This window comes from uncultured Mailhella sp., assembly GCF_905187505.1.
Classification (GTDB): domain Bacteria; phylum Desulfobacterota; class Desulfovibrionia; order Desulfovibrionales; family Desulfovibrionaceae; genus Mailhella.
Genome location: NZ_CAJJIC010000033.1, coordinates 1 through 22,051, shown reverse-complemented (window position 1 = coordinate 22,051; position 22,051 = coordinate 1). Strand labels below are relative to the sequence as shown.

19 protein-coding genes are annotated in these 22,051 nt (G+C 61.5%); 10 read left to right on the top strand and 9 right to left on the bottom strand.

All coding sequences use genetic code 11. The annotated features are described in order from the left end of the window. Positions 1 to 1,420: 3'-5' exonuclease (locus QZZ60_RS05060; protein WP_295638715.1), on the top strand; the 1,420-nt coding region annotated here is incomplete at its 5' end. After that, positions 1,407 to 4,400, top strand: a complete 2,994-nt coding sequence (locus QZZ60_RS05055) for a PD-(D/E)XK nuclease family protein (protein ID WP_295638713.1) — start codon at positions 1,407 to 1,409, stop codon at positions 4,398 to 4,400. The genes QZZ60_RS05060 and QZZ60_RS05055, both read left to right, overlap by 14 nt. Positions 4,401 to 4,550: 150 nt before the next feature. Here the strand turns inward: QZZ60_RS05055 and QZZ60_RS05050 are convergent, their stop codons facing one another. From QZZ60_RS05050 to QZZ60_RS05010, 9 genes are all read right to left on the bottom strand, one after another. Beyond that, a complete protein-coding gene (locus QZZ60_RS05050; RefSeq protein WP_295638711.1) occupies positions 4,551 to 4,991 on the bottom strand; it encodes a C-GCAxxG-C-C family protein in 441 nt (146 codons plus the stop codon). A 110-nt stretch (positions 4,992 to 5,101) separates the two neighbouring features. Then, a complete protein-coding gene (locus tag QZZ60_RS05045) occupies positions 5,102 to 6,484 on the bottom strand; it encodes a helix-turn-helix transcriptional regulator (RefSeq protein ID WP_295638708.1) in 1,383 nt (460 codons plus the stop codon). A gap of 147 nt (positions 6,485 to 6,631) precedes the next feature. Beyond that, positions 6,632 to 7,291, bottom strand: a complete 660-nt coding sequence (locus QZZ60_RS05040; RefSeq protein WP_295638706.1) for a TrkA family potassium uptake protein — start codon at positions 7,289 to 7,291, stop codon at positions 6,632 to 6,634. A 14-nt stretch (positions 7,292 to 7,305) separates the two neighbouring features. Next, positions 7,306 to 8,649 carry a TrkH family potassium uptake protein gene (locus QZZ60_RS05035; RefSeq protein ID WP_295638703.1) on the bottom strand — a complete coding sequence of 448 codons (1,344 nt, stop codon included), beginning with the start codon at positions 8,647 to 8,649 and terminating at the stop codon, positions 7,306 to 7,308. Positions 8,650 to 8,861: 212 nt separating this feature from the next. Further along, positions 8,862 to 10,325 carry a replicative DNA helicase gene (dnaB, locus tag QZZ60_RS05030; protein WP_295638700.1) on the bottom strand — a complete coding sequence of 488 codons (1,464 nt, stop codon included), beginning with the start codon at positions 10,323 to 10,325 and terminating at the stop codon, positions 8,862 to 8,864. Positions 10,326 to 10,352: 27 nt separating this feature from the next. Further along, the gene (gene rplI / locus QZZ60_RS05025; protein WP_295638697.1) at positions 10,353 to 10,871 is read right to left on the bottom strand and encodes a 50S ribosomal protein L9; all 519 of its coding nucleotides are present in this window, start codon (positions 10,869 to 10,871) and stop codon (positions 10,353 to 10,355) included. 16 nt (positions 10,872 to 10,887) lie between these two features. Next, positions 10,888 to 11,151, bottom strand: coding sequence for a 30S ribosomal protein S18 (gene rpsR / locus QZZ60_RS05020; RefSeq protein ID WP_294446488.1), 264 nt, complete (start codon positions 11,149 to 11,151; stop codon positions 10,888 to 10,890). Then, the gene (rpsF, locus tag QZZ60_RS05015) at positions 11,151 to 11,465 is read right to left on the bottom strand and encodes a 30S ribosomal protein S6 (RefSeq protein ID WP_294486971.1); all 315 of its coding nucleotides are present in this window, start codon (positions 11,463 to 11,465) and stop codon (positions 11,151 to 11,153) included. Before rpsF ends, rpsR begins: the two co-directional genes overlap by 1 nt. Before the next feature lie 190 nt (positions 11,466 to 11,655). Continuing rightward, the gene (locus QZZ60_RS05010; protein ID WP_295638692.1) at positions 11,656 to 12,396 is read right to left on the bottom strand and encodes a DUF4851 domain-containing protein; all 741 of its coding nucleotides are present in this window, start codon (positions 12,394 to 12,396) and stop codon (positions 11,656 to 11,658) included. Positions 12,397 to 12,567: 171 nt separating this feature from the next. Between QZZ60_RS05010 and QZZ60_RS05005 the strand changes: the two genes are divergently transcribed. The 8 genes from QZZ60_RS05005 to QZZ60_RS04970 all read left to right on the top strand — a co-directional run bounded on the left by QZZ60_RS05005 (position 12,568) and on the right by QZZ60_RS04970 (position 22,013). Next, complete coding sequence (locus QZZ60_RS05005; protein ID WP_295638690.1) at positions 12,568 to 13,611, top strand: tRNA-specific 2-thiouridylase; 1,044 nt, start codon at positions 12,568 to 12,570, stop codon at positions 13,609 to 13,611. Between the two features lie 182 nt (positions 13,612 to 13,793). After that, positions 13,794 to 14,978 carry a 12,18-didecarboxysiroheme deacetylase gene (ahbC, locus tag QZZ60_RS05000; protein WP_295638687.1) on the top strand — a complete coding sequence of 395 codons (1,185 nt, stop codon included), beginning with the start codon at positions 13,794 to 13,796 and terminating at the stop codon, positions 14,976 to 14,978. Between the two features lie 129 nt (positions 14,979 to 15,107). Next, a complete protein-coding gene (locus QZZ60_RS04995) occupies positions 15,108 to 16,034 on the top strand; it encodes an AEC family transporter (protein WP_295638684.1) in 927 nt (308 codons plus the stop codon). 199 nt (positions 16,035 to 16,233) lie between these two features. Next, entirely contained in the window at positions 16,234 to 17,232 is a 999-nt protein-coding gene (gene hemB / locus QZZ60_RS04990) for a porphobilinogen synthase (RefSeq protein ID WP_295638681.1), read from the top strand. A gap of 59 nt (positions 17,233 to 17,291) precedes the next feature. Beyond that, complete coding sequence (gene ahbD, locus QZZ60_RS04985) at positions 17,292 to 18,410, top strand: heme b synthase (protein ID WP_295638718.1); 1,119 nt, start codon at positions 17,292 to 17,294, stop codon at positions 18,408 to 18,410. A 105-nt stretch (positions 18,411 to 18,515) separates the two neighbouring features. After that, positions 18,516 to 18,983, top strand: a complete 468-nt coding sequence (locus tag QZZ60_RS04980) for an AsnC family transcriptional regulator (protein ID WP_295638678.1) — start codon at positions 18,516 to 18,518, stop codon at positions 18,981 to 18,983. 286 nt (positions 18,984 to 19,269) lie between these two features. Next, complete coding sequence (locus QZZ60_RS04975; RefSeq protein ID WP_295638676.1) at positions 19,270 to 20,043, top strand: DUF169 domain-containing protein; 774 nt, start codon at positions 19,270 to 19,272, stop codon at positions 20,041 to 20,043. Between the two features lie 323 nt (positions 20,044 to 20,366). Then, positions 20,367 to 22,013: a CTP synthase gene (locus tag QZZ60_RS04970; RefSeq protein WP_295638673.1), complete on the top strand. Its 1,647-nt coding sequence runs from the start codon at positions 20,367 to 20,369 to the stop codon at positions 22,011 to 22,013. Positions 22,014 to 22,051 lie beyond the last annotated feature (38 nt).

Sequence of the window (22,051 nt, the reverse complement as noted above, 5' to 3'; positions counted from 1 at the left end):
TGCGGCAGTCATCGACTGGGCGGCGCGACGCTCCCCTCAGCGGACGCTGGCACGACAGTTTGCCGCGGACTTTCCCGAAGCATGGGAAACGGCATTTGCCCCGCTGCACGACAACGCGGGACTGCTCACTCCCTACGACGCGGTCATGGAAGTTTTGGAGCGCTGGCGCGTCATGGAACGCTGTCCGCAGGCCGAAGGCTTCGTTCGCCGCTTTCTCGAAGTCATGTTCTGTGCCGAGGAACAGGGCGTGTCCGATCTTTCCGGCTTCCTCGACCTGTGGGACGAAAGCGGCAGTCAGGAAAAGGCGCCCCTCCCCGAGAGCATGGACGCCGTGCGCATCATGACCATGCACAAGGCCAAGGGGCTGGAATTCGACGTGGTCATCCTGCCCTGGCTGAACTTCTCCCTCGGACGATCCTCGGACGACAAGTCGATTTTCTGGAACAGCCGCGGCACGGGACTGCTCGCGCCGCTGTGCCGGGACATGGGCAGGCCGTGGCTTGAAGACCGCATGAACTCGGCCAGAGAGTCGCTGCATCTCATTTACGTGGCCATGACCCGCGCCGTCTCCGAGCTTCACCTGTTCGTGCCCGATCCGGACGACGGCCCCGTCTCCTTCATGCTCGACACGCTGCTCTCCCGCATGAAAAGCACGCTGAAAGCGGAGAACGGACTTCTTGTCTGGGGAGACGAACCGGAAAAAGCGCCGTCTTCCGCAGCCCCCTCGACGGAGGAACCGTCCCGCAAACCGGAATGCGGGACAGAGGGCGAAAAAAACGCGCCCGCCGCTTCCGCCGTCATGCGGGCCCCATCCGAACAGGAGCCGGAGCACCTTGCGCAGGAAAGCCTCGCCGACGAAGAGAGCTGGCGTCCCATGGGATGGCTTCCGCGCCTTCGGATGTTCCGCAGTCCTCTGGAGGACTGGAGCTTCACGCCCAAAAGACGCGGCACGCTCGTGCATCACTGCCTTGAGAGCCTCCAGGTTTCGGGCGTGGGCGAAGCTTCGGCAAGACGCGACGCAGCCCTTGCCGCCTCCCGCGGCATTTCCACGTTTCCTCTGCCCGTTCCCGACCGGGAAAGGGTGCAGAAAGAAGTGGAAGAAATGCTCTGCTGGTACGCCATGCAGCCTGAAACTCCGCACTGGCTGGCTTTCGGCACACCGGAACACGCGCTGCTCGACGCCGACGGCAGACAGTACCGCGTGGATCTGCTCGTGGACGACGGTCAGGAACTCGTCGCCGTGGAATACAAGACGGGTACCGACGGAGACCTTCCGCTTCCCGAACACGTGTCACAGCTTTCGCGTTACCTCAGGCTTCTTCGTCAGGCCGGAGGCATGAGGACGCGCGGCGCGCTGGTGTATCTCGACCGCCGCCAGACCTTCCCGATTCTTCCCGGAGACGACCATGAGCAGCCGTAACCGTACCTTCAGTCCGTTCCAGATCGTGCCGTGGGACGACGACTTCATGCTGCGCGTGCACGATCTTGCCCGGGATCTGACGGGCGACAGGCCCGGCAAGGCGGTCATCGTGTTTCCGCTCAACCGGCCGAGGCGCTATCTGCTCGACATCTACCGCCGGGAAGTGACGCATCCCATGCTCCTGCCGCACATCATGAACGCCGGTCAGCTCGTGCAGACGTGCCTTGAAAGCTGGACACGTTCCGTTCCGCGCCCGGCGGGCACGCTGGATCAGGTGGCCGTGCTCAAGGAGTGCCTGCTTCACATAAGTGCCGGGGAAGCGAAGGACTCGCCGATGGCAAAGCTCGCCCGCAGTCTGGAGGACGAAGGCGGCATGGCCCGCTTCTATCCCTGGGGCGTGCGTCTTGCGCATCTGCTCGACGAATGCGCCGGGCACATGGTGGAAGCCGGAGACCTTCTTCATGTGAACGACATGGTGGCCCCCTATGCGGCGGTTCTGCTCGGCAGTCTCAGCCGCATACAGGAACGCTACCGCGCCGAGCTTCGCAAACGCGGCCTGAGCACTCCGGGACTCGACGCCCAGCACGCCGCGCAGCTTGCCGGCGCCTCTCCGGATCTGCCCCTCAAGCTCCAGGGCAAAACCGTCATCATCGCGGGCTTCGTGCGCCTTACCCGGGCGGAAGACACGCTCTTCCGCTATCTGTGGGAACGGGGCGCGAGAATATGCCTGCATACCGACCCGGCCGTGCTTTCAGGCGCGGGACACTGGAGCTGCGGCGAACACAGGGAATGGCTCGCGCGCTGGAAGGCCCGGGGCGAACTGCTCGGCGAGAGCACGAACCGCGAGCCCGTCATCCATTTTCATGCGGGATATGATCTGCACTCGCAGCTTCTGGAGCTCAAAAAGGAACTGGAAACGCGCCCCTGCCCCAACGAAAGCCGGGCCGTGGTCATCACCCATGATTCCCTGCTCATGCCCACGCTGCATCACATTCCGGAAAAGAGCATCAACATTTCTCTCGGCTATCCTCTGGAGCGATCGCTTCTCGCTCAGCTTGTCGAACGCATCATGGAAACGCGGCAGAGCATGAACGGCGCAGGTCTCGTGCACTGGAAAAGCCTCATGGCGCTCATACGTCACCCTTATGTGCGCATGCTCGGCGTGCCCTCCGCCGAAAAAGACGGCGACATCGCGCCGCTTCGCCCCTTCCTTTCACGTCTTGAGGCCAGGCTGCGCACGGGCAGCCGCATGGTGGACGCGAAAAGCTGCGCTTCCGACATGGTGGATGAAATTCTCGGCGATCTCGACGGCAGACCGCTGGCCGAAGATCTCACGGAAGAGACGGGGCAGCTTCTGGAACGGGTCATGGACACGCTCGTTGCAAGGTGGCGCAGTCTGGACACGCTTGAAGACATGGCCTCCCGCCTGCGGGAGCTGTGTCAGCTTCTTCTGGAGTGCGGCGCGCACATCTGGCCGCGTTTTCCGCTGGACGCGGAATGTCTGGCAAGACTCATGCAGGGCGTGATTCCCGAGCTCTCCGACAACGCCATGGCCGATGAAGTGCTGTCTCTGGAGTCGATTTTCGCCATCGTTCGTCAGGGCCTTGCCGAACAGCGCGTGCCCTTTGAGGCCGACCCTCTCACCGGGCTGCAGATTCTCGGCACGCTGGAAACACGACTTCTGCATTTCGACCGCGTATACTTTCTGGACATGACCGAAGACGCTCTTCCCGGAGCGCCTGCCCGCGATCCGCTTCTGCCGGACAATCTGCGTCCGCTTCTGGGCCTGCCGGACAACAGCCGCCGGGATCAGCTTGCCGCGCATACCTTCCACCGGCTCATTGCCGGAGCAAAGGAAGTGTTTCTGTACTGGCAGGAAGGCGTGCAGACCGGCGTCATGGACGGCAAGAAGCTCCGCTCCCGTCTGGTGGAGGAGGCCATATGGAGCGTGGAGCAGAAGAAAGGGGAAGTGCTGCGTCCCGGCACGGACCCTCTCCATGCCTCCGTGTTTCCCATGACGGAACCTCCGGTTCCCCTGTACGCGCCCATCCCTCGCACCGATGCCGTCAACGCCCGCATGAAGGAAATTCTCGAAAAAAAGCTTTCTCCCACGGGCCTCGACACCTACATTGCCTGCCCGGCGCGCTTTTTCCGCAAGTACGTGTGCACGCTGAAGGAAGTGGACGAAGTCATGGAAGGCGACGATCATCTCGGCGTGGGCAACCTTCTGCACGCCGTGCTTCTGCGGGCCTTCCAGCCCTTCCTCGGACTTCCCGTCACCGCCGGGGAACTGACCGCCGAACGGCTGGAGAGCCTTTTTCGCGAAGAACTGGCAAAAAGCGGCCTTGCCGAGAATCTTCCCGCACAGAGCCGCTTCATGCTGGAAGCCGCCGGCCCTTCCCGGCTGCGCGACTTTGCCGCCGCACAGCCGGAGGTGCTGGAGGTCGTGCAGCTTGAGCACAACGTTTCCGCCGTGCTTGAAGAGGGCGGAAGACGCTTCTCTCTGGAAGGCAAGATCGACCGTCTGGACAGACGGGAAGCTGGTCTCGTCATTCTTGACTACAAGAGCGGCAGCACCAGCCGTCAGCCGCATTCCTCCTTCTGGGACGACGGCCTGCTGTGGGATGCCATGGACTCCTGGATGCCGGGAAAGACCGATCCCCTGCCGGATCTTGCCAGAAACCTGCCCAGCATTCAGCTGCCCGCCTATCTCTATATGTGCGGACATGACCCGCAGAACGCGGAACATCTGCGCTACGCCACTCTCTTCGACGCCGCCCTCGTGCAGCTTGCCGACCGGGGCGAGGAACTTCCCCTGCTCGGCACGAAAATCGACGATGCCGCACGAGAACGCATCATCGAGGAACGCATTCCCGCGCTGCTGCGCTTCGTGCTGCGGCACATGGCCACGGCCGAGGCCTTCACCCCCCGCCGTACCGACCGCTGCGCACGCTGTCCCTATGCCGGATGCTGCCGGTAGGACGCTTTTTCCCTCAGACCGACGCACCGGGTGCCGCGCCGTCCCGGTCAGGAGCACGACACGGCGCCGTCTCCCGACATGACGCATAAAAAAACACTCTTCCGGAAAAGCCCGGAGGAGTGTTTCCCCTGATGACGGACGGCCGTTTTCTCAGGACCGGGCTTCGGCCTCATCGTCCTCATCCAGCATTCCATCGAGAACGGCACAGGTATCCTTCAACATGTCGGCGCACACCGTGGCAAAAAGTCCCTTATCCGCGGCCTGCTTCATGACGCCGGGCTGCGTGATGTCCATCCCCAGAATGTCCCGGCATAAGCGGCAAGGCTGCTTTTGAGAAAGACGCCTCTCAAACTCCGACACCTTTTCCACAAGAAGAGGCTTTTTGAGCCTGCCTTCATCCAGGGTGGCGGCCCTGCCGTAACGCAGGCCCAGCACCATGTGTGCGCCGCATATGCAGCCGCAGGTCTCCGCGTGCCCCAGCCCCGTGCCGAAGGCCGAGGCCATGCCCACGGCCAGAGACTCGTCGATGCCGAGACGGGATGCGCAGTGCAGGCAGACCTTCTGTGCGCAAAGACCAAAACGTGTCACCATGATTCCTCCTCACATCTTTTAAAAACGGCGGGGCCGAAAAAAACGCTCCCTGCCGTTCCATGAACGTGCTCGACGCGCAGGCTTCCTGCCCGAGCCGGAACGACTCGGCGTCACGCCTCAAATCCGCCCACCTCATACCCGTGACGGGCAAGAAGGCTTACGGCATCCTTCATGGAAAAACCGCGCCACTCTGCCCCGGCTTCCTTTCTGTCCCGGGGAATGGCCCCGGTTTCCACCACGACCACGTTGGCTCCCCGCTCCACGGCCAGAGAAACCGGAGGGTGCACGCAGACGTACGGGGTGTTTCTGCCCCCGCACAGGCGCACGACGGAGGCAACAAGCGCAAGGCGCGCGTCGGAAACCGCGTCCTGTCCCTCAAAAGGCGTTCCCGGCACGTTGCTTCTCGCCATGACGCCGCATACCCGCGCTCCGGCATGAAGCGCCGTGAGCAGCACGTCGGCTATCTCCTCGTTTCCATGTTCCGGCCCGAGCGGTTCCACCAGATGGGCAAGCTCCATGCCCGCCTCACGTATGCGCCCGAGTGCCAGACGACGCCCGGCAGGATCAAAGGGAGTGTCCCTGCCCTCGCCGAGCCGCAGCGCATGATACATGACCTTCACTCCGGCCTCGCCGAGACGCCGTATTTCATCCACGCTCATCTGGCCCGTATTGGCCACAAGCGCGCAGGTCGACGGAACATGGGCACGCACTGCGGCCGCAAGCGCGCTCAGCCGTTCCGCACCGTAATGCTCCGTCGTGCGAAGCACCACCCACGAAGCCCCTGCCAGAGCAAAGCGGCGCGCCGTGTCCGCAATGCGCTCCACGCTCCACTCGTGCGCCTCCTTCACTACTCCCCACGATTCCCCGAAAGCGCAGAACGCACAGCTCATGGAACAGGGAGCGCAATCCACTCCCACGGCCGCCCACACGCCGGCCCGGTTCCCGGCCACGTCCCGGGCCGTCTGACGCGCAAGACGCCCGAGATACGCCGCCTGCGGAGAGTCCGGCGCATAGGAAAGCAGCCTCACCACTTCATCACGACGGGGAATCCCGCCGTTCAGAGCCCGCTTCCGCACGTCCTGCATGAACGCACGGTCCTCCTCGGGACAGTCCGACCCGAATGCGCCGCCCTCCTCGCGCGCGGAAACAAGAAGCGCAAGCACTCTGTCGAGATGGTCGCGATTGCCCGCCAGAGAGGATATCCAGCGGTTCAGACACCGCCGTCCCAGGGCCGTGACCGCGTACTTTCTGCGCGCCGGGCCGTCGCCTCTGTCCGGCTTCGTCTCCAGCACGCCGTTTTTCTCCATGTCGCGCAGCATCCGGTAGCAGCCCGTCATGTCCGGCGGCTGCTCGGCAAAAAGCCCGGTCTCTTCCAGCTTCTGCACGAGCGCGTAGCCGTGCATGGGCTCTTTGGCAAGCAGCGCCAGAAGCACGGGCTGCACGAAACGGGGGAGATTGCCTCCGGAACAGGCACAGGAGTCCAGAACGTCCATGCCTTCCCTCCTTCACGGTTCCGTCCTTCGGCAGTCGTTCCGAAAAAACGATGCGCTCATGACGGAAAACCATACTATTAGACTTAATCCAATAGTATCATACGACAGAAAGGAACGCAAGGAATGCCCTCGTAAAAGGCGTCGGCCTCAGTTCCGGCCGCTCTTGCGCAGAAGCTCCTGAACGTCCATGTCGTGACCGAGCACAAGCACGCTTTCCCCGGCCTGAAAGCAATGCGACGGGCCGGGCATGGGCTGAAGCGCATCTCCCTTCTTCACCCCGAGCACGTTGAGGCGGTAGCGCTGACGCACGGCCAGGTCCTTCACGGTCTTGCCCTGCCATTCTTCGGGAGTGGCTATCTCGTAAATGGAATAATCGGGGGAGAGCTTCACGTAGTCGAAAATGTGATCGCTGCTGTAGCGCATGGCCGCCCAGTCTGCGGTCTGCCGCTCGGGGTACACCACGTCGTCCGCGCCGTTGCGCAGGAGAAACTTGGCGTGCACCTGACGCGAGGCTCGGGAGAGCACAAAGCGCGCCCCGTGCTCCTTGAGCAGCGCCGTGGTTTCCAGAGAGCTCTGGAAATCGTCGCCTATGGCCACCACGCACATGTCGAAGTTGCTCACGCCGAGAGAGCGTATGAACGATTCGCTCGTGGCGTCGGCAATCTGCGCGCTGGTCACGAAATCCAGCGCCTCGTTGACTCTCTGCTCGTTTCTGTCGATGGCGAGCACTTCATGATGGAGTTCCCGCAGCTTTCTCGCCATGCGGCGACCGAAGCGTCCGAGTCCTATGAGCAGTACGGATTTCATTGGGCACACTCCTTTCAGCCCACGGCCACGTCTTCGGCAGGATAGCGGAATCCGTCCTGCCGTATGCCGGAGGAAACCGCAAAGACGACGGTAAGACTGCCCACTCTGCCGAAATACATGAGCAGTATGAGAATCGCGCGCGAAGCGTCGGAAAGTTCCGGCGTCGCTCCCAGGGTAAGCCCCACGGTGCCTATGGCCGAGGCCGCCTCGAAGAAGGCCGTCATGAGCGGCAGATTGTCGAAGGCGGACACCAGCATTCCCCCTGTCAGAAAAAGCAGGAGGTAGAACATGAATATGCCGGATGCCCGGCGAAGGGCCATGTCCGGCAGTCTGCGTCCGAATCCCCGCACGTCGGAACGATGCAGGAAAATGGAGAGCAGTCCCAGAAGAAGCACGGCGAAGGTGGTGACCTTGAAGCCGCCGCCCGTGGAGCCGGGGGCCGCGCCCACCAGCATGAGCAGTATGGTGACCAGCTTGGCAATGGGGCTCAGCGCCGCAAGATCCACGCTGTTGAAGCCCGCCGTGCGGGGACTCACGGCCTGAAACAGCGCGGCGAGCGCGGCCTCGGGCCCGGTCATGTGCCAGCCCTCGCTCCGGAACTCATAGAAAAAGAAAAAGAGAAATCCCAGAACTACGAGCGCGGCGCTGAAAAGCAGCACGAGCTTGCTTTGAAGGCGATAGCTGCGGAAATCCCGGCCGTGGGAACGCACGTCGTCCAGAGTGAGAAAGCCTATGCCTCCCACAGTGATGAGCAGCGCAATGACAAGGCAGACGAGGGGATCGGACGCGTATGCCGTGAGCGATGCGTAGGGATGCGCCTCTCCCATGAGGTCGAAGCCTGCGTTGCAGAAGGCGGACACGGAATGAAACAGCGCCATCCAGAGCCCTTTCCCGAGCCCCATTTCCGGGCAGAAGCGGAGGGAAAGCAGCGCCGCACCGACAAGTTCCACGGCCAGCACCATCTTGAAGATGAAGCCCGTAAGGCGAACGATGCCCGCAAGCTGCGGCGCGGAAATGGATTCCTGCATGACCCAGCGCAGGCGGAAACCTATCTTCTGTCCTGCCAGCACGGCCACGGCCACGGCCATGCTCATGACGCCGAGACCTCCCACCTGTATGAGAAGAAGAATGATGATCTGCCCGAACAGCGACCAGTACCGAACGGTGTCGTGCACCACAAGTCCCGTCACGGTGATCGCGGAAGTGGCCGTAAAGAGGGCGTCGCCGAAACCTGGTCCGGCACCGTCTTTGGTGGTGAAGGGCAGCATGAGCAGTCCCGTTCCGCAGACGATGAGCAGAAAGTAGCCCAGAATGATGATCTGCGACGGGCTGATGCGTTCTTTGTTCCAGAATGACATCGTATTCTCCGGCATGTCGGCCGCGCCCTTTCATGAAGCGGGGCCGCCCGCTTCCAGTAGCACGCCGGCGGGCATAAGGCAAGGAGGCTCTCGGAAAGTTCCGTCGAGCCCCGCCCCCGGCTTCGTCCATGATGAAGGCGAAAACGACCGGGGGAAAACTTTTTCTCCCCCTCATGACGGACCATCCGGCGTTCCGGCATGCCGGAAGCCGATCAGCCCTGCTGGGATTCGGAAGGCTCCACGTAGGTGGTTTCAAGATCGTCGAAGGCGGTGAATTCCGGCCGGTAGGCAAGCTCCACCGTGCCGGTCGGACCGTTTCTGTGCTTGCCTATGATGATTTCGGCAATGCCCGTCTTCGGCCGGTCGCCCTTTTTGTTGTAGGCATCCTCACGATGGATGAACATGATGAGGTCGGCATCCTGTTCAATGGCGCCCGATTCGCGCAGGTCGGACAGCACGGGACGCTTGTCGGTGCGCTCCTCGACTTTACGGTTGAGCTGGGAAAGCGCGATGACGGGGACCTTGAGTTCCTTGGCAAGAGCCTTCAGGTTGCGCGAGATGTCGGAAATTTCCAGTTCACGGGAATCGTTGCGCGCGGAGTGCATGAGCTGAAGATAGTCCACCATGACGAGGTCGAGTCCGTGCTCGGCCTTGAGGCGGCGGCATCGTGCCCTCAGGGCCAGCGGCGTAAGGCCCGCCGTGTCGTCGATGAAAATCTTGGCGCGGGAAAGCGCATCGGCCGAGGCGGAAAGCTTGGCCCAGTCGTCATCTTCCAGAAATCCGCGCCTCACACGCGAAAGCTCCACCCTTCCCCAGGCGCAGAGCATACGGTCCATGAGCGATTCCTTGCTCATTTCCAGAGAGAAAATGGCCACCGTGGCCCCGCCGGAAAGCGCAGCGCGCATGGCCACGTTGAGGGCGAAGGCCGTCTTGCCCATGGAGGGACGCGCGGCGAGAATGATGAGGTCGGTAGGCTGAAGGCCGGCCGTCATCTTGTCGAGCTGCATGTAGCCCGTAGGCACGCCGGTGGTCACGCTCTTGTTGTTGTAGCGGGCGAGCAGCTCGTCGAACACGGAACGCACAAGCTCGCTGCTGCTGGAAAACGTCTTGCTGTTGGCGCGCTCGGAAATGGAGAATATGGCGCGCTCCGACTCGTCGAGGAGCGTGGGCACGTCCTTGGAGGCGTCGTAGCAGTTGCTGATGATCTGGGCGGAAGTGTCGATGAGCGCGCGCTGCATGGCCTTGTCGCGCACGATCTTGGCCCAGTGCACGGCGTTGGCGCCGCTCACCACGGCGCGGGAAAGATCGCCGAGATAGGCCGCACCGCCCGCGGCTTCGAGCTGCGAATGGCTGACGAGCCAGTCGAACACCGTCACTTCGTCCACGGGGGCGTTCTGCTCGAAGAGCGCCATGAACGCGCCGAAGATGACGCGATGCGCGGGAATGTAGAAATCGGTGTCCCGTATCTGATCGATGATTTCCTGAAGGAGGTCGGGACGGAGAAAAACGCCGCTCAGCACGGCCTGTTCGGCTTCCTCGCTGTGCGGAGGAACGCGGCGCAGAAGATCGTCGCGCGCACGTTCGGAGACGTCGCCCTCCCCTCGGGAAGAACGACGAGAGCCGCCGCTCCGCGAAGGAGCGGCGGCTTCATTCATGACGGTATCCGGGCTGTCCATGACTCGTCAGGCTTCCGAAGAAGCTGATTAGGCATTTTCAGCAGGAGCTTCCGCTTCAGCGGCGGGAGCTTCCACGGGGGCTTCTTCTTCAGCGATGTGCTTTTCTTCAGACACAATCTTCACGATGAAGGAAGGAACCACGTCGGCATGCAGACGGGCGCGCACGTTGTGTTCGCCCAGAGTGCGGATGGAGCCGTCGAGAAGCAGACGATGGCGGTCCACTTCGATGCCCATGGCGGCGAGAGCGTCGCCGATCATGGCAGGAGTGACGGAACCATAAAGCTTGTCGTTTTCACCGACGCGCATGGAGATGGTCACCACCACGCCCTCGAGCTTGGAAGCGAGGTCGGCGGCAGCGGCGCGGAGGGCGTCCATGCGGGCCTGCAGCTTCTTGCGTTCGAGTTCAAACACGCGGATGTTGGCGGGAGTGGCCAGGCTGGCAAGCTGCTGAGGAAGCAGGTAGTTGCGGCCGTAGCCGGGCTTGACATTGACGATGTCGCCAAGGTGACCGAGCTTTTCAACGTCGGCACGAAGAATAACTTTCATTTTGTCTCCTATGCCGTTAGATGTTGGTCTTCTTCTTGAGTTCGCTGGAATGAGCGGACGTGTAGAACAGCAGGGCCATCTGGCGGGCGCGCTTGATCTCGGTGGTGAGGGCGCGCTGATGCTTGGCGCAGGTGCCGGTAATGCGGCGGGCGACGATCTTGCCGCGTTCGGTGATGAAGTCGCGGAGAATGTCGGGACGCTTGTAATCGAGAGCCAGTTCGGCGTCGGCGCAGAAGCGGCAGAACTTGCGGCGAGGAGCAAACTTCTTACGGAAAGCCATTACGCGACCTCCTCGGTGGCTTCGACGGAGTCGGCCAGCTTGACGGTCATGAACTTGAACACGCCGTCGGTGATGCGGATGATGCGTTCCAGTTCAGCCACGAGCTGAGAAGGAGCGGCATATTCGAGACGGACATAGAAGCCGCGCATCTGCTTGCGGACGGGATAGGCCAGGTCGCGCATGCCCCACTGATCCACGACGAGCATCTTGCCGCCTTCGCGGGTAATGACCTCGTCCATGGTCTTCAGGACGGTTTCGCGCTCTTCCACAGACAGCTCCGGAGAAAGGAGCAGCAGGGTTTCCATTTTGCGCATGTAGGATATCTCCTTACGGTCAGAGGTCCGCCGCTCCCGACTTCCTGTCGGAAAAACCATACGGCGAACAAGGTGAACTGTCGTATTTACTCGGGAGCCGCCTTTCTGTCAAGCCCTGAAGAGGCTGCGGCAAAAAGGCGGCTTTTCCCGGGTGGGCTCCCCAGGCAGCGCTTCGGGAGCGCGAAAGGGGTCAGAACGAAAGAATCTGATTGACGGTCACCGCCCCCACCACGGGAGCGAGCAGTCTGTCGGAAATGACCACGGAAGAGCCGTCCGCGGGCGTCACGGGCACGCTTACGCCCTCAAGGCTGAAGGCTTTCTGGGAACGTGCGATAAAATCCTTGAGATCTATGAGACTGGGGTTCAGTCCCTCGATGAGTTCGGGAGCCTTTTCCCGGTATTCCACCACGAGCTTTTCCTTGTCCGTGGAGTTCGCCCACTCATAGCGGGCCACCAGAGTCGGCCCCTCCCACATGGTCTTGCCTGCCCGGGCAAAGAGCGGGGTCCACGGATCCATGGACACGGGGCGCAGATAGACGTGCACGGTGGCATCGTTCGCGCCGACGCCGTTGCTTTCGTAAAAGACTCTCAGCGTCTGGAAATCCACGCCCACGGGACGCACTTCCCAGATCATGTCGGAGGAGCACTCCGCAAGCAGGCTGACGAGCTGGGAACCTTCCCTTTCCTGCAGCGAGAACCACGTCCGCACGGGAACGGTGTTCATGAAGCCGTTCTCATAGGGCACGTTGACCAGCGCATGGCCCGAAAGCACATTTTCATAGCCTTCCGCAGCCTTCACGCTCACCGCGGGAGATCTTGTGGAGACGAAATTTCCCGTGGAAGCGTCCACGCCCCTGTATATGGGGGAACCGGCGCATCCTCCGAGAAGCACTGCAAGGGAAAGAGCCGCACAGGCCAGAAGTCGTTTCATGAAGACACCTCTTTCTTTCAATGGGTTGTCCTTTTTTCCCGCATTCGCGGGAACCTTCACCATAAATCGTTCACCGGGAATTGGCAACGGCACGGCCTCTCCGCCTTCCGTCCGGCCGCGCCTTCAAAAAGCGGCTTGCGCTCTTCATCGCGCAATGGCACACTCGCCACCATGAACGTCACAGTTGCCATAAGCGGCGGAACCGACAGCCTCTTCGCCCTTCTCCGTCTTAAAGAGGAAGGGCATGTCGTCACGGCTCTGCACGCGCGCTTTCTGCCCGCCGGAGAAGGACACGACGCCGTACCGGCCATGGAATCCCTCTGCCTGAGTCTCGGCATTCCCCTTCATGTGGTCGACCTTTCCGAACCTTTCCGTCGCCGCGTCATGGAGCCCTTTGCCGCGGAGCACGTCAGGGCCCGCACGCCGAACCCCTGCGCCCTGTGCAACCGGGCCATGAAGTTCGGTCTGCTGTTCGACCATGCCATGACGCTGAGCGAGGCCTTCGCCACCGGTCATTACGCAGCCGTGCGAGAGCATCCCGTCTACGGTTCCGCGCTCAGGACCGGAAGCGACGGCACCAAGGACCAGAGCTACTTTCTTGCGCTGGCTCCCGTCTCCCGTCTTCGCCGCTGCCTCTTTCCCCTTGCGGAATGGAAAAAGTCCGACATACGGCAGTGGCTCTCCTCCCGCGGCCTCACGCCTCCCGTACCTGCCGAAAGTCAGGAAATCTGCTTCATTCCCGGCGACGATCACTACGCGTGGCTGAAGGAGAAGGCTTCTTCCGAAGGTCTGAAGCTGCCCGGCCCGGGCCCCGTGCTTCTCGCCGGAGAAAACCGGGTCATCGCGCAGCATCGTGGACTTTGGCAGTATACCGAGGGACAGCGCCGCGGTCTCGGCATTCCCTGGAAGGAGCCTCTTTACGTGCTGAAAAGACTGCGAGACTCCAACACGCTGGTGGTAGGACCGAAAAACCTTCTGCCCGTCTCTTCGTGTTCCGCCTCGTCGCTGAACCTCATGGTTCCGCCCTCTCTCTGGCCGGAAAGGCTCCTTGTGCGGGTGCGCTATCATCAGAAGCCGGAACCGGCGCGCGTCGAGGTCTCGGATGAGCGCATGACCATCGTCTTTTCCTCCCCACAGCAGCCCCCCGCCCCCGGACAGATCGCCGCCGTCTACGATGAGGACGGCTTCGTGCTTGCCGGCGGCATTCTCGACTGAGTCCTTTTCCGCGCAGGACGCGTTCAAGAGTGACGACGTCACTTGATTCCCGAAGCCTGTGCGGCTATGATGTTGCCCGGTCTGCCGCCGAAAGACGGCGGAGAGCCCATTTTCACGCAACATGGCGGCGGAGCGGAACTTTCGCCCCGCCTTTCCCATACAACGCCCAGTGAGGACATCACATGATCGGTATTTCCAAGCTTTACTGCGGACAGGTGGAACCGTCCGACGCGCTGCGTTACGGCCGCCAGTCCGGCAAGCTTCCTTCTCATCTGCTTCAGTTCTCCGCCGACAAGAAGCCGGTCGTCGTGTGGAACATGACGCGCCGCTGCAACCTCAAATGCGTGCACTGCTACGCCCAGGCCGAAACCGACAAGGGAGTCGACCCCATCTCCACCGAACAGGCCAAGGTCATGATCGACGATCTGGCGGCCTACGGCGCTCCCGTCATGCTCTTTTCCGGCGGCGAGCCCACCATCCGCAAGGACCTGCCCGAACTGGCGAGCTACGCCACGTCGAAGGGCATGCGCGCCGTCATCTCCACCAACGGCACCCTCATCGACCGCGCCATGGCCAAGACGCTCAAGGAAGTGGGCCTCTCCTACGTGGGCGTTTCCCTGGACGGCGGCGAAGACGTGCACGATCACTTCCGCGGCGTGAAGGGCGCCTTCCGCCGCGCCCTCGAAGGCCTCGACTACTGCCGCGAAGAAGGCATCAAGGTCGGCCTGCGCTTCACCATCAACAAGCGCAACGCCGTGGAAATCCCCAAGATCTTCGACATTCTGCGCGAACGCGACATTCCCCGCGTGTGCTTCTATCATCTGGTGTATTCCGGCCGAGGCACCGAGCTCATCAATGAGGACCTCAACCATCAGGAAACCCGCGCCGTGGTGGACCTCATCATGGACAAGACCCGCGAATGCTTCGACGCCGGCACGCCCAAGGAAGTGCTCACCGTGGACAATCACGCCGACGGCCCCTACGTGTGGATGCGCCTTCTCAAGGAAGACCCCAAGCGCGCCGAGGAAGTGTTCCAGCTTCTGCAGTTCAACGAAGGCAACAGCTCCGGCCGCGGCATAGGCTGCATTTCCTGGAACGGCGACGTTTCCGCCGACCAGTTCTGGCGTCATCACGTGTTCGGCAACGTGCTCGAACGTCCCTTCTCCGAAATCTGGGACGACCCGAACATCGAGCTGCTGCACAAGCTCAAGGACAAGAAGCCCTATGTGAAGGGCCGCTGCGCCAAGTGCCGCTTCCTCAACATCTGCGGCGGCAACTTCCGCTCCCGCGCCGAAGCCTACTACGGCGACGAATGGGCCGAAGACCCGGCCTGCTACCTCACCGACGAGGAAATCGGCATCAAGTAACCGCACCATGGAAAACGGGGAGGCTCTCAGAGCCTCCCCATTTTTTTCTCACAGCCTTTTTCTCCCGGGCCATGCCCCGCGGCCCCGCTCCGAGAGCGAAGAGCGTTTACGTCTTTCAAGAGCCTTTCCATGATCATTTCCCTTCTTCTCGGCAAGCAGATAGCGGCCATGCTGCTCATGGTGCTCATGGGCTACGCCGTGGTGCGTCTGCGCCTGCTCAGGGCCGAGGACAGCGCCCCGCTTTCCGCCGTGGCCCTGTACATCGTCGGCCCCTGCATGATGCTCGACGCCTTTCAGGTGGACTTTTCCGGGGAAAAGCTGCACGGCCTTCTTCTTTCCCTCGTGGCGGCCGCAGTTTCCCAGTCTCTGGCCATAGCCTTCAACGTCCTCGTGCGCCGTCCGCTCCGACTCGATCCCGTGGAGCAGGCTTCCGCCATCTACTCCAACGGCGGCAACCTCATCATTCCCATCGTCACCTATGTGTTCGGCCCGGAATGGGTACTCTACACAAGCGGCTTTCTCATCGGTCAGACGGCCCTGTTCTGGACGCACTGCTACACGCTTCTCAAGAAGAACGGACAGGTGCATCTGCGCAACATCCTTCTGAACGTCAACATACTGGCCATGGCGGCAGGCGCCCTGCTCTTCGTCTCCGGCCTGCATTTTCCCGAAGTCCCGCGTCTTGCCGTGCATGCCGTGGGAAGCATGATAGGCCCCCTGTGCATGATAGTCACGGGAATGCTCATAGGCTCCGTGAACTTCAAACGCGTTCTTGCCTACAGAAAGCTCCCGCTCATCGTGGCTCTGCGCCTTCTCGTTCTGCCCCTTCTCACGCTTCTCGTCTTCCGCGCAAGTCCCCTCGCCTCCTGGACGAAGGACGGAGGCACCATTCTGCTCATCAGCTTTCTTGCGGCCGCCGCGCCCTGTGCCTCCACCGTCACGCAGATGTCCCATCTCTACGGACACAACGGCGAATACGCGAGCCTCATCAACGTCATCTCCACCCTTCTTTGCGTCATCACCATGCCCGTCATGGTCTTTCTCTTCCAGCTCTGATCCGTCCCGGACCTTCCGCAGCGTCCCCGGGCAAGCCTGCCGGAAGCTCGCCCCGGCGATGCCTCGAATGCTCCGGGAAGACAAAAGTTCTATCAGTCGAAGTGTGACGCCGACCCTTTTCAAAGCCGGGGGGCGGTGTTATCTTCCTTCACGTTTTCATTGACCGTTGACGCGCCCTTACGGCGCAAAGGATACCGACATGACCAATCTTTCCTTCCACCGCGGCCGCCGCCTGCGCCGCACTCCCGCCATTCGCGACATGATCCGCGAAACGTCTCTCTCCGCCGCCGACCTCATCATGCCCTACTTCGTGGTCGACACTCCCGACGCCTCCTTCCGTCAGCCCATCGCCTCCATGCCCGGCCAGTATCAGCTTTCCCTTGCCGAACTGGAAAAGGAAATCGGCGAGGCCGTGAAGCTCGGCCTGCGCGCCGTGCTGCTGTTCGGCATTCCCGCCGCAAAGGATCCCGTGGGCTCCGGTGCCTACGCCAGAGACGGCATCGTTCAGCGCGCCACGCGCATGATCAAGAAGAACTGGCCCGACCTTGTGGTCGTCACCGATCTTTGCCTGTGCGAATACACCTCCCACGGTCACTGCGGCATCATTGCCGACGGCGACAAGACCGGTCACGTGCTCAACGATCAGACCCTCGATCTGCTCGCGAAGACCGCGGTTTCCCAGGCCGAAGCCGGAGCCGACATCATTGCGCCTTCCGACATGATGGACGGCCGCGTGCTTGCCCTGCGCACCGCGCTGGACAAGGCCGGCTTTGAAGAAACTCCCATCATGTCCTACGCCGTGAAGTACGCCTCCGCCTACTACGGCCCCTTCCGCGACGCCGCGGAATCCGCGCCCCACTTCGGCGACCGCCGCACCTATCAGATGGATCCCGGCAACGTGCAGGAAGCCCTGCGTGAAATGCAGGCCGACATCGACGAAGGCGCGGACATCTTCATCGTCAAGCCCGCCGGCCCCTATCAGGACGTCATCCGCCTCATGCACGACACCTTCGACGTTCCGCTCGTGTCCTATCAGGTGAGCGGCGAGTATTCCCTCATCTGCGCCGCCGCCCAGAACGGCTGGATCGACCGCAAGGCCGTCATCATGGAATCGCTCCTCGGCCTCAAGCGTTCCGGCTCCAAGATGATCATTACCTACTTCACCGTGGAAGCCCTCCGCGAAGGATGGATTCGCTGATGAACGGCCACAACTCCGCCCCCTCCTCCCTCGGCGCCTGCCATCCCGGCGGACACCCCATGGGACGCCCTGCCGACGGAGCTCCCGGCGGCCATCCCGCCACGGCCAGGCCCCGCTTTCTGCCCGACGGCTCTCCCAAGTGCCGTCTCATCGCCTGGGAAGTGACCCGCTCCTGCAACCTCGCGTGCAAGCACTGCCGCGCCGAAGCCCATCCCGAACCCTATCCGGGAGAGCTTTCCACCGAGGAAGCCAAGGCGCTCATCGACACCTTCCCCGAAGTGGGTGAACCCATCATCATCTTCACCGGCGGCGATCCCATGATGCGCGCCGACGTGTATGAACTCGCCGCCTACGCCCGCGACAAGGGTCTTCGCTGCGTCATGTCGCCCAACGGCACGCTCATCACGCCCGAGAGCGCCCGCAAGATCAGAGAAGCCGGATTCCAGCGCTGCTCCATCTCCATAGACGGGGCCGATGCGGCCAGCCACGATGCCTTCCGCGGCGTGCCCGGCGCCTTCGACGCCTCCATGCGCGGCATCGAATATCTGAAGGCCGAAGGCGTCGAGTTCCAGATCAACACCACGGTGACCAAGAGCAACCTGCACTCGTTCAAGGACATCTTCCATCTGTGCGAGAAAATCGGCGCCGTGGCCTGGCACATCTTCCTTCTCGTGCCCATGGGCCGCGCCGCCGAAATCCAGGAAGAAGTCATCTCCGCCGAAGAGTATGAAGAAGTGCTGCACTGGTTCTACGACTTCCGCAAGACGACCTCCATGCATCTCAAGGCCACCTGCGCGCCGCACTACTACCGCATCATGCGGCAGAAGGCCCGCGAGGAAGGCGTGAGCGTGAACATGGAAAACTTCGGCATGGACGCCATGACCCGCGGCTGTCTCGGCGGCACGGGCTTCTGCTTCATCAGCCATACCGGCCAGCTCCAGCCCTGCGGATACCTCACCCTGGACTGCGGCAACGTAAGGAACACGCCCTTCCCCGAACTGTGGAAAAAGACGCCGTGGTTCCTCAAGTTCCGCGATCAGAGCGCCTACAAGGGCAAGTGCGGCGTATGCGAATACCACAAGGTATGCGGCGGCTGCCGCGCCCGCGCCTACAGCATGACCGACGATCCCATGGCGCAGGAACCTCTGTGCCTGTACCAGCCCAAGGCTGCAAAATAACAGGAAACGTCTGTTTTCCCCCTTCCGGCCCGCCTCGTCCGAACCACGGGGCGGGCCCGCATTTCTTTCCGGGCGCGGTCATTTCCGCCCCCAAGGAGAACGGCCATGGCTCAGAACGAAGCTCTGGACACCATCGACAGAAAACTGCTGGACATCATCCAGACGGCCTTTCCGCTGGTTCCCCGCCCCTACGAGGCCCTCGGCAGTCAGCTCGGCATTTCCGAGGAGGAAGCTCTTGCAAGAGTGAAGGCCATGAAGGAAAAGAAGATCATCCGCCGACTCGGCGCAAACTTCCAGTCCGCCAAGCTCGGCTTCCGCTCCACGCTCTGCGGCGCGCACGTGCCGGAAGAAAAGCTCGATGCCTTCATTGCCGACGTGAACGCCCTGCCCGGCGTCACCCACAACTACCTGCGCAATCACGACTTCAACGTGTGGTTCACCCTCATCGGCCCCTCGTGGGACAGCGTCTGCGACACCATCAAAGGCATAGAGGAACGCACCGGCATTTCCATCATGAACCTGCCCGCGGAAAAGTTGTTCAAGATACGCGTGGACTTTCAGATGGAGGAATAACGAAAGACGGGAAAAGGGGAAAAGATTTCCCCTTTCCCCTCGCCCCTTCCCTTCAAAGCATCTTATCGGACATGCGGGCCGGAACGCTCAGAGGACACCTCGTCCCGGGCTTCCGGCCCAAACGGGTTAACACGGGAACCGCCCCCGGCAGCATATAAAATGCGTCGAACCATGGGCATCCGGCAGGCCGTCCATGCCGTTTTCCGCGGCCCGTTCCGCATTTGACACATTTTCGTCTCTCCTGTACGCTTTATCATTCCGCGTACCTTGTCACAGGGGAGCCGACATGCTTGACTACAAACGCCTTCAGGACATGTTCGACCTGCTCGGCTGCGAAGAGCCGCTGGGCATCAGCTATGCAGACCACGCGCCGGAAGCATCTCTTACGCCTGCTCCGGGTACGGGACACGCCTGCATCATCAACTATCTCCGCATGGCACGCACAAAAAAAACCTGCGTGCACTTTTCCTCCGAGGTCATGACCTGCATGGGCGGCTGGACATACCTCGGCTATAAGCTCCCCGTGCCGGAGCGCATTGTTCACTTCGTCACCACGGGCTGGGAAGGCCGTGAGGGAGAACGCTATCTCCCCTCGCCCGATTCCATGCGCCGCTTCTTCCGGGACATCGACATTCAGCCTGCACCCGCGCCCTTCTGCACGGCGAAACCGCTTGCCATGCTTGAAGGAGAAGGCGAGCCGCTTCTTGCCGTCTTCCACTGCCGCGCCGAAGTTCTCACCGGTCTCGCCATGCTCGCCGGATTCGCCCTGGACGACCACGATGCCGTGGCCATGCCCTTCGGTTCAGGCTGCGCCAGCATTTTTGCCTGGCCGCTCAGCTATCGCCGCAAAGGACAGAAAAAAGCCGTCATGGGAGGAGCCGATCCTTCATGCCGTCCGTTCATGGGCGTGGACGAGCTTTCCTTCACGGTCACGTCCGACATTCTGCTTGCCATGCAGGAAGCCTTTCCGCGCTCCTTCCTTACGGGAAAAACCTGGTCCGGCGTAAGAAAAAAGATTGACAGAAGCCGCAAAGTCTGGGATGAGGCCGCGTCGGGATGAGGCGTCTTCTCTGTCTGACAGGATGTCTTTTCCCCTTACTCCGCCCCGGAGGGACGCGTGAGGAACCTCCTCCCCCCTCAAAGCGGACAACTCCCCGGAAAAACTCGATGTTCTTTCCTGTTTGCGCCAAGGGGGGGGCAGAAGGACAGGCCTTCGGAAAAATTTTTGGAAGGCATGATTTAGTGCTTTCTTTCCCCGGGGCTATCAAGTATAAGGGACAAGAGCGCAATGCGTCATCGGGGTGCCTTTCCGCTGAAGACAGGGGCAGGAAGGTACGTTTATTATTTAAATTTCCCATCAATTTTCCATAGAAGGGCTCATTCATGAAAACCAAATTCATTTTTGTTACCGGCGGTGTGCTTTCCTCTCTCGGAAAAGGACTGGCCTCGGCTTCGCTTGGCGCTCTGCTGAAGGCCCGCGGCCTTTCCGTGACCATCCAGAAGCTCGACCCCTACATCAACGTCGACCCCGGCACCATGAACCCCTTCCAGCACGGCGAAGTCTACGTGACCGACGACGGCGCGGAAACCGACCTCGATCTCGGCCACTATGAACGCTACCTCGACGTTTCCCTGTCCCAGCGCAACAACACCACCTCGGGACGCATCTACTACAACGTCATCAACAAGGAACGCCGCGGCGACTACCTCGGCGGCACCGTCCAGGTGATTCCCCACATCACCGATGAAATCAAGCGCACCATCCTGAGCCTCACCGAAGGCGACAACGCTCCCGACGTGGCCATCATCGAAATCGGCGGCACGGTGGGCGACATCGAAGGTCTGCCCTTCCTCGAAGCCATCCGCCAGCTGCGTTCCGACATCGGCCGCAACAACTGCCTGAACATCCACCTCACCCTCGTGCCCTACCTGCATGCCGCAGGCGAATACAAGACCAAGCCCACGCAGCACAGCGTGAAGGAACTGCTCTCCATCGGCATTCAGCCCGACATCATTCTCTGCCGCTGCGAACAGACCATTCCTTCCGAACTCAAGAAGAAGATCGCCCTGTTCTGCAACGTGGACGAGGATGCCGTCTTCACTTCCGTGGACGTGAAGAACGTGTACGGCGTGCCGCTCAAGTTCTATGAGGAAGGCTTCGATCAGAAAGTGGCCATCATGATGCGCCTGCCTGCTCGCAACGCCGACCTCTCCGGCTGGATCAAGCTCATGAACGACTTTGACGAAGCCGCCAAGAACAAGGTGACCATCGCCATCGTGGGCAAGTACGTCGATCTCAAGGAAGCCTACAAGAGTCTGCACGAAGCCCTCGTGCACGCCGGCGTGGCCAATCATGTGTCCGTCAATCTCAAGTACGTCAACTCCGAGGAAGTCACCGCCGACAATGCCGCTGAAACCTTCAAGGGCTGCGACGGCATTCTCGTGCCCGGCGGCTTCGGCTACCGCGGCGTGGAAGGAAAGATCGAAGCCATCCGTTACGCCCGCGAGCACAAGGTTCCCTTCTTCGGCATCTGCCTCGGCATGCAGTGCGCCGTCATCGAGTTCGCCCGCCACGTGGCCGGTCTTTCCAAGGCCAATTCCGAAGAGTTCGATCCGCTCACCGACGAAAAGGTCATCTACCTCATGACCGAGTGGTACGACTTCCGCAAGAACGCCATGGAAGTGCGCGACGAAGACAGCAACAAGGGCGGAACCCTGCGTCTCGGCGCCTACCCCTGCACCCTGCTTCCCGGCACCAAGGCCGCCGAAGCCTACAAGCAGGAGAACATTTCCGAACGTCATCGCCATCGCTACGAGTTCAACAACGCCTTCCGCGAAACCCTCAGCCAGCACGGCATGGTGTTCAGCGGAACCTCTCCCGACGGCACGCTCGTGGAAATCGTGGAGCTTCCCGACCATCCCTGGTTCGTGGGCTGCCAGTTCCATCCCGAATTCAAGTCCCGTCCCATGCATGCCCATCCGCTCTTCAAGGACTTCATCGCCGCTGCCATACCTCTCAAAATGCTATGACTCTAGTCTGTTCAAAAGTCATAGAACTTACTTCTTGT

Bases quoted from the DNA above. Each gene is read 5' to 3' on its own strand.
- QZZ60_RS05005 (WP_295638690.1), top strand. From the start codon at position 12,568: ATGAACGTCACAGTTGCCATAAGCGGCGGAACCGACAGCCTCTTCGCC.
- QZZ60_RS05050 (WP_295638711.1), bottom strand. From the start codon at position 4,991: ATGGTGACACGTTTTGGTCTTTGCGCACAGAAGGTCTGCCTGCACTGC.
- hemB (WP_295638681.1), top strand. From the start codon at position 16,234: ATGACCAATCTTTCCTTCCACCGCGGCCGCCGCCTGCGCCGCACTCCC.
- ahbD (WP_295638718.1), top strand. From the start codon at position 17,292: ATGGGACGCCCTGCCGACGGAGCTCCCGGCGGCCATCCCGCCACGGCC.
- ahbC (WP_295638687.1), top strand. From the start codon at position 13,794: ATGATCGGTATTTCCAAGCTTTACTGCGGACAGGTGGAACCGTCCGAC.
- QZZ60_RS04995 (WP_295638684.1), top strand. From the start codon at position 15,108: ATGATCATTTCCCTTCTTCTCGGCAAGCAGATAGCGGCCATGCTGCTC.
- QZZ60_RS05035 (WP_295638703.1), bottom strand. From the start codon at position 8,649: ATGTCATTCTGGAACAAAGAACGCATCAGCCCGTCGCAGATCATCATT.
- QZZ60_RS04970 (WP_295638673.1), top strand. From the start codon at position 20,367: ATGAAAACCAAATTCATTTTTGTTACCGGCGGTGTGCTTTCCTCTCTC.
- dnaB (WP_295638700.1), bottom strand. From the start codon at position 10,325: ATGGACAGCCCGGATACCGTCATGAATGAAGCCGCCGCTCCTTCGCGG.
- QZZ60_RS05040 (WP_295638706.1), bottom strand. From the start codon at position 7,291: ATGAAATCCGTACTGCTCATAGGACTCGGACGCTTCGGTCGCCGCATG.
- rpsR (WP_294446488.1), bottom strand. From the start codon at position 11,151: ATGGCTTTCCGTAAGAAGTTTGCTCCTCGCCGCAAGTTCTGCCGCTTC.
- QZZ60_RS05010 (WP_295638692.1), bottom strand. From the start codon at position 12,396: ATGAAACGACTTCTGGCCTGTGCGGCTCTTTCCCTTGCAGTGCTTCTC.
- QZZ60_RS04980 (WP_295638678.1), top strand. From the start codon at position 18,516: ATGGCTCAGAACGAAGCTCTGGACACCATCGACAGAAAACTGCTGGAC.
- QZZ60_RS05055 (WP_295638713.1), top strand. From the start codon at position 1,407: ATGAGCAGCCGTAACCGTACCTTCAGTCCGTTCCAGATCGTGCCGTGG.
- rplI (WP_295638697.1), bottom strand. From the start codon at position 10,871: ATGAAAGTTATTCTTCGTGCCGACGTTGAAAAGCTCGGTCACCTTGGC.
- QZZ60_RS05045 (WP_295638708.1), bottom strand. From the start codon at position 6,484: ATGGACGTTCTGGACTCCTGTGCCTGTTCCGGAGGCAATCTCCCCCGT.
- rpsF (WP_294486971.1), bottom strand. From the start codon at position 11,465: ATGCGCAAAATGGAAACCCTGCTGCTCCTTTCTCCGGAGCTGTCTGTG.
- QZZ60_RS04975 (WP_295638676.1), top strand. From the start codon at position 19,270: ATGCTTGACTACAAACGCCTTCAGGACATGTTCGACCTGCTCGGCTGC.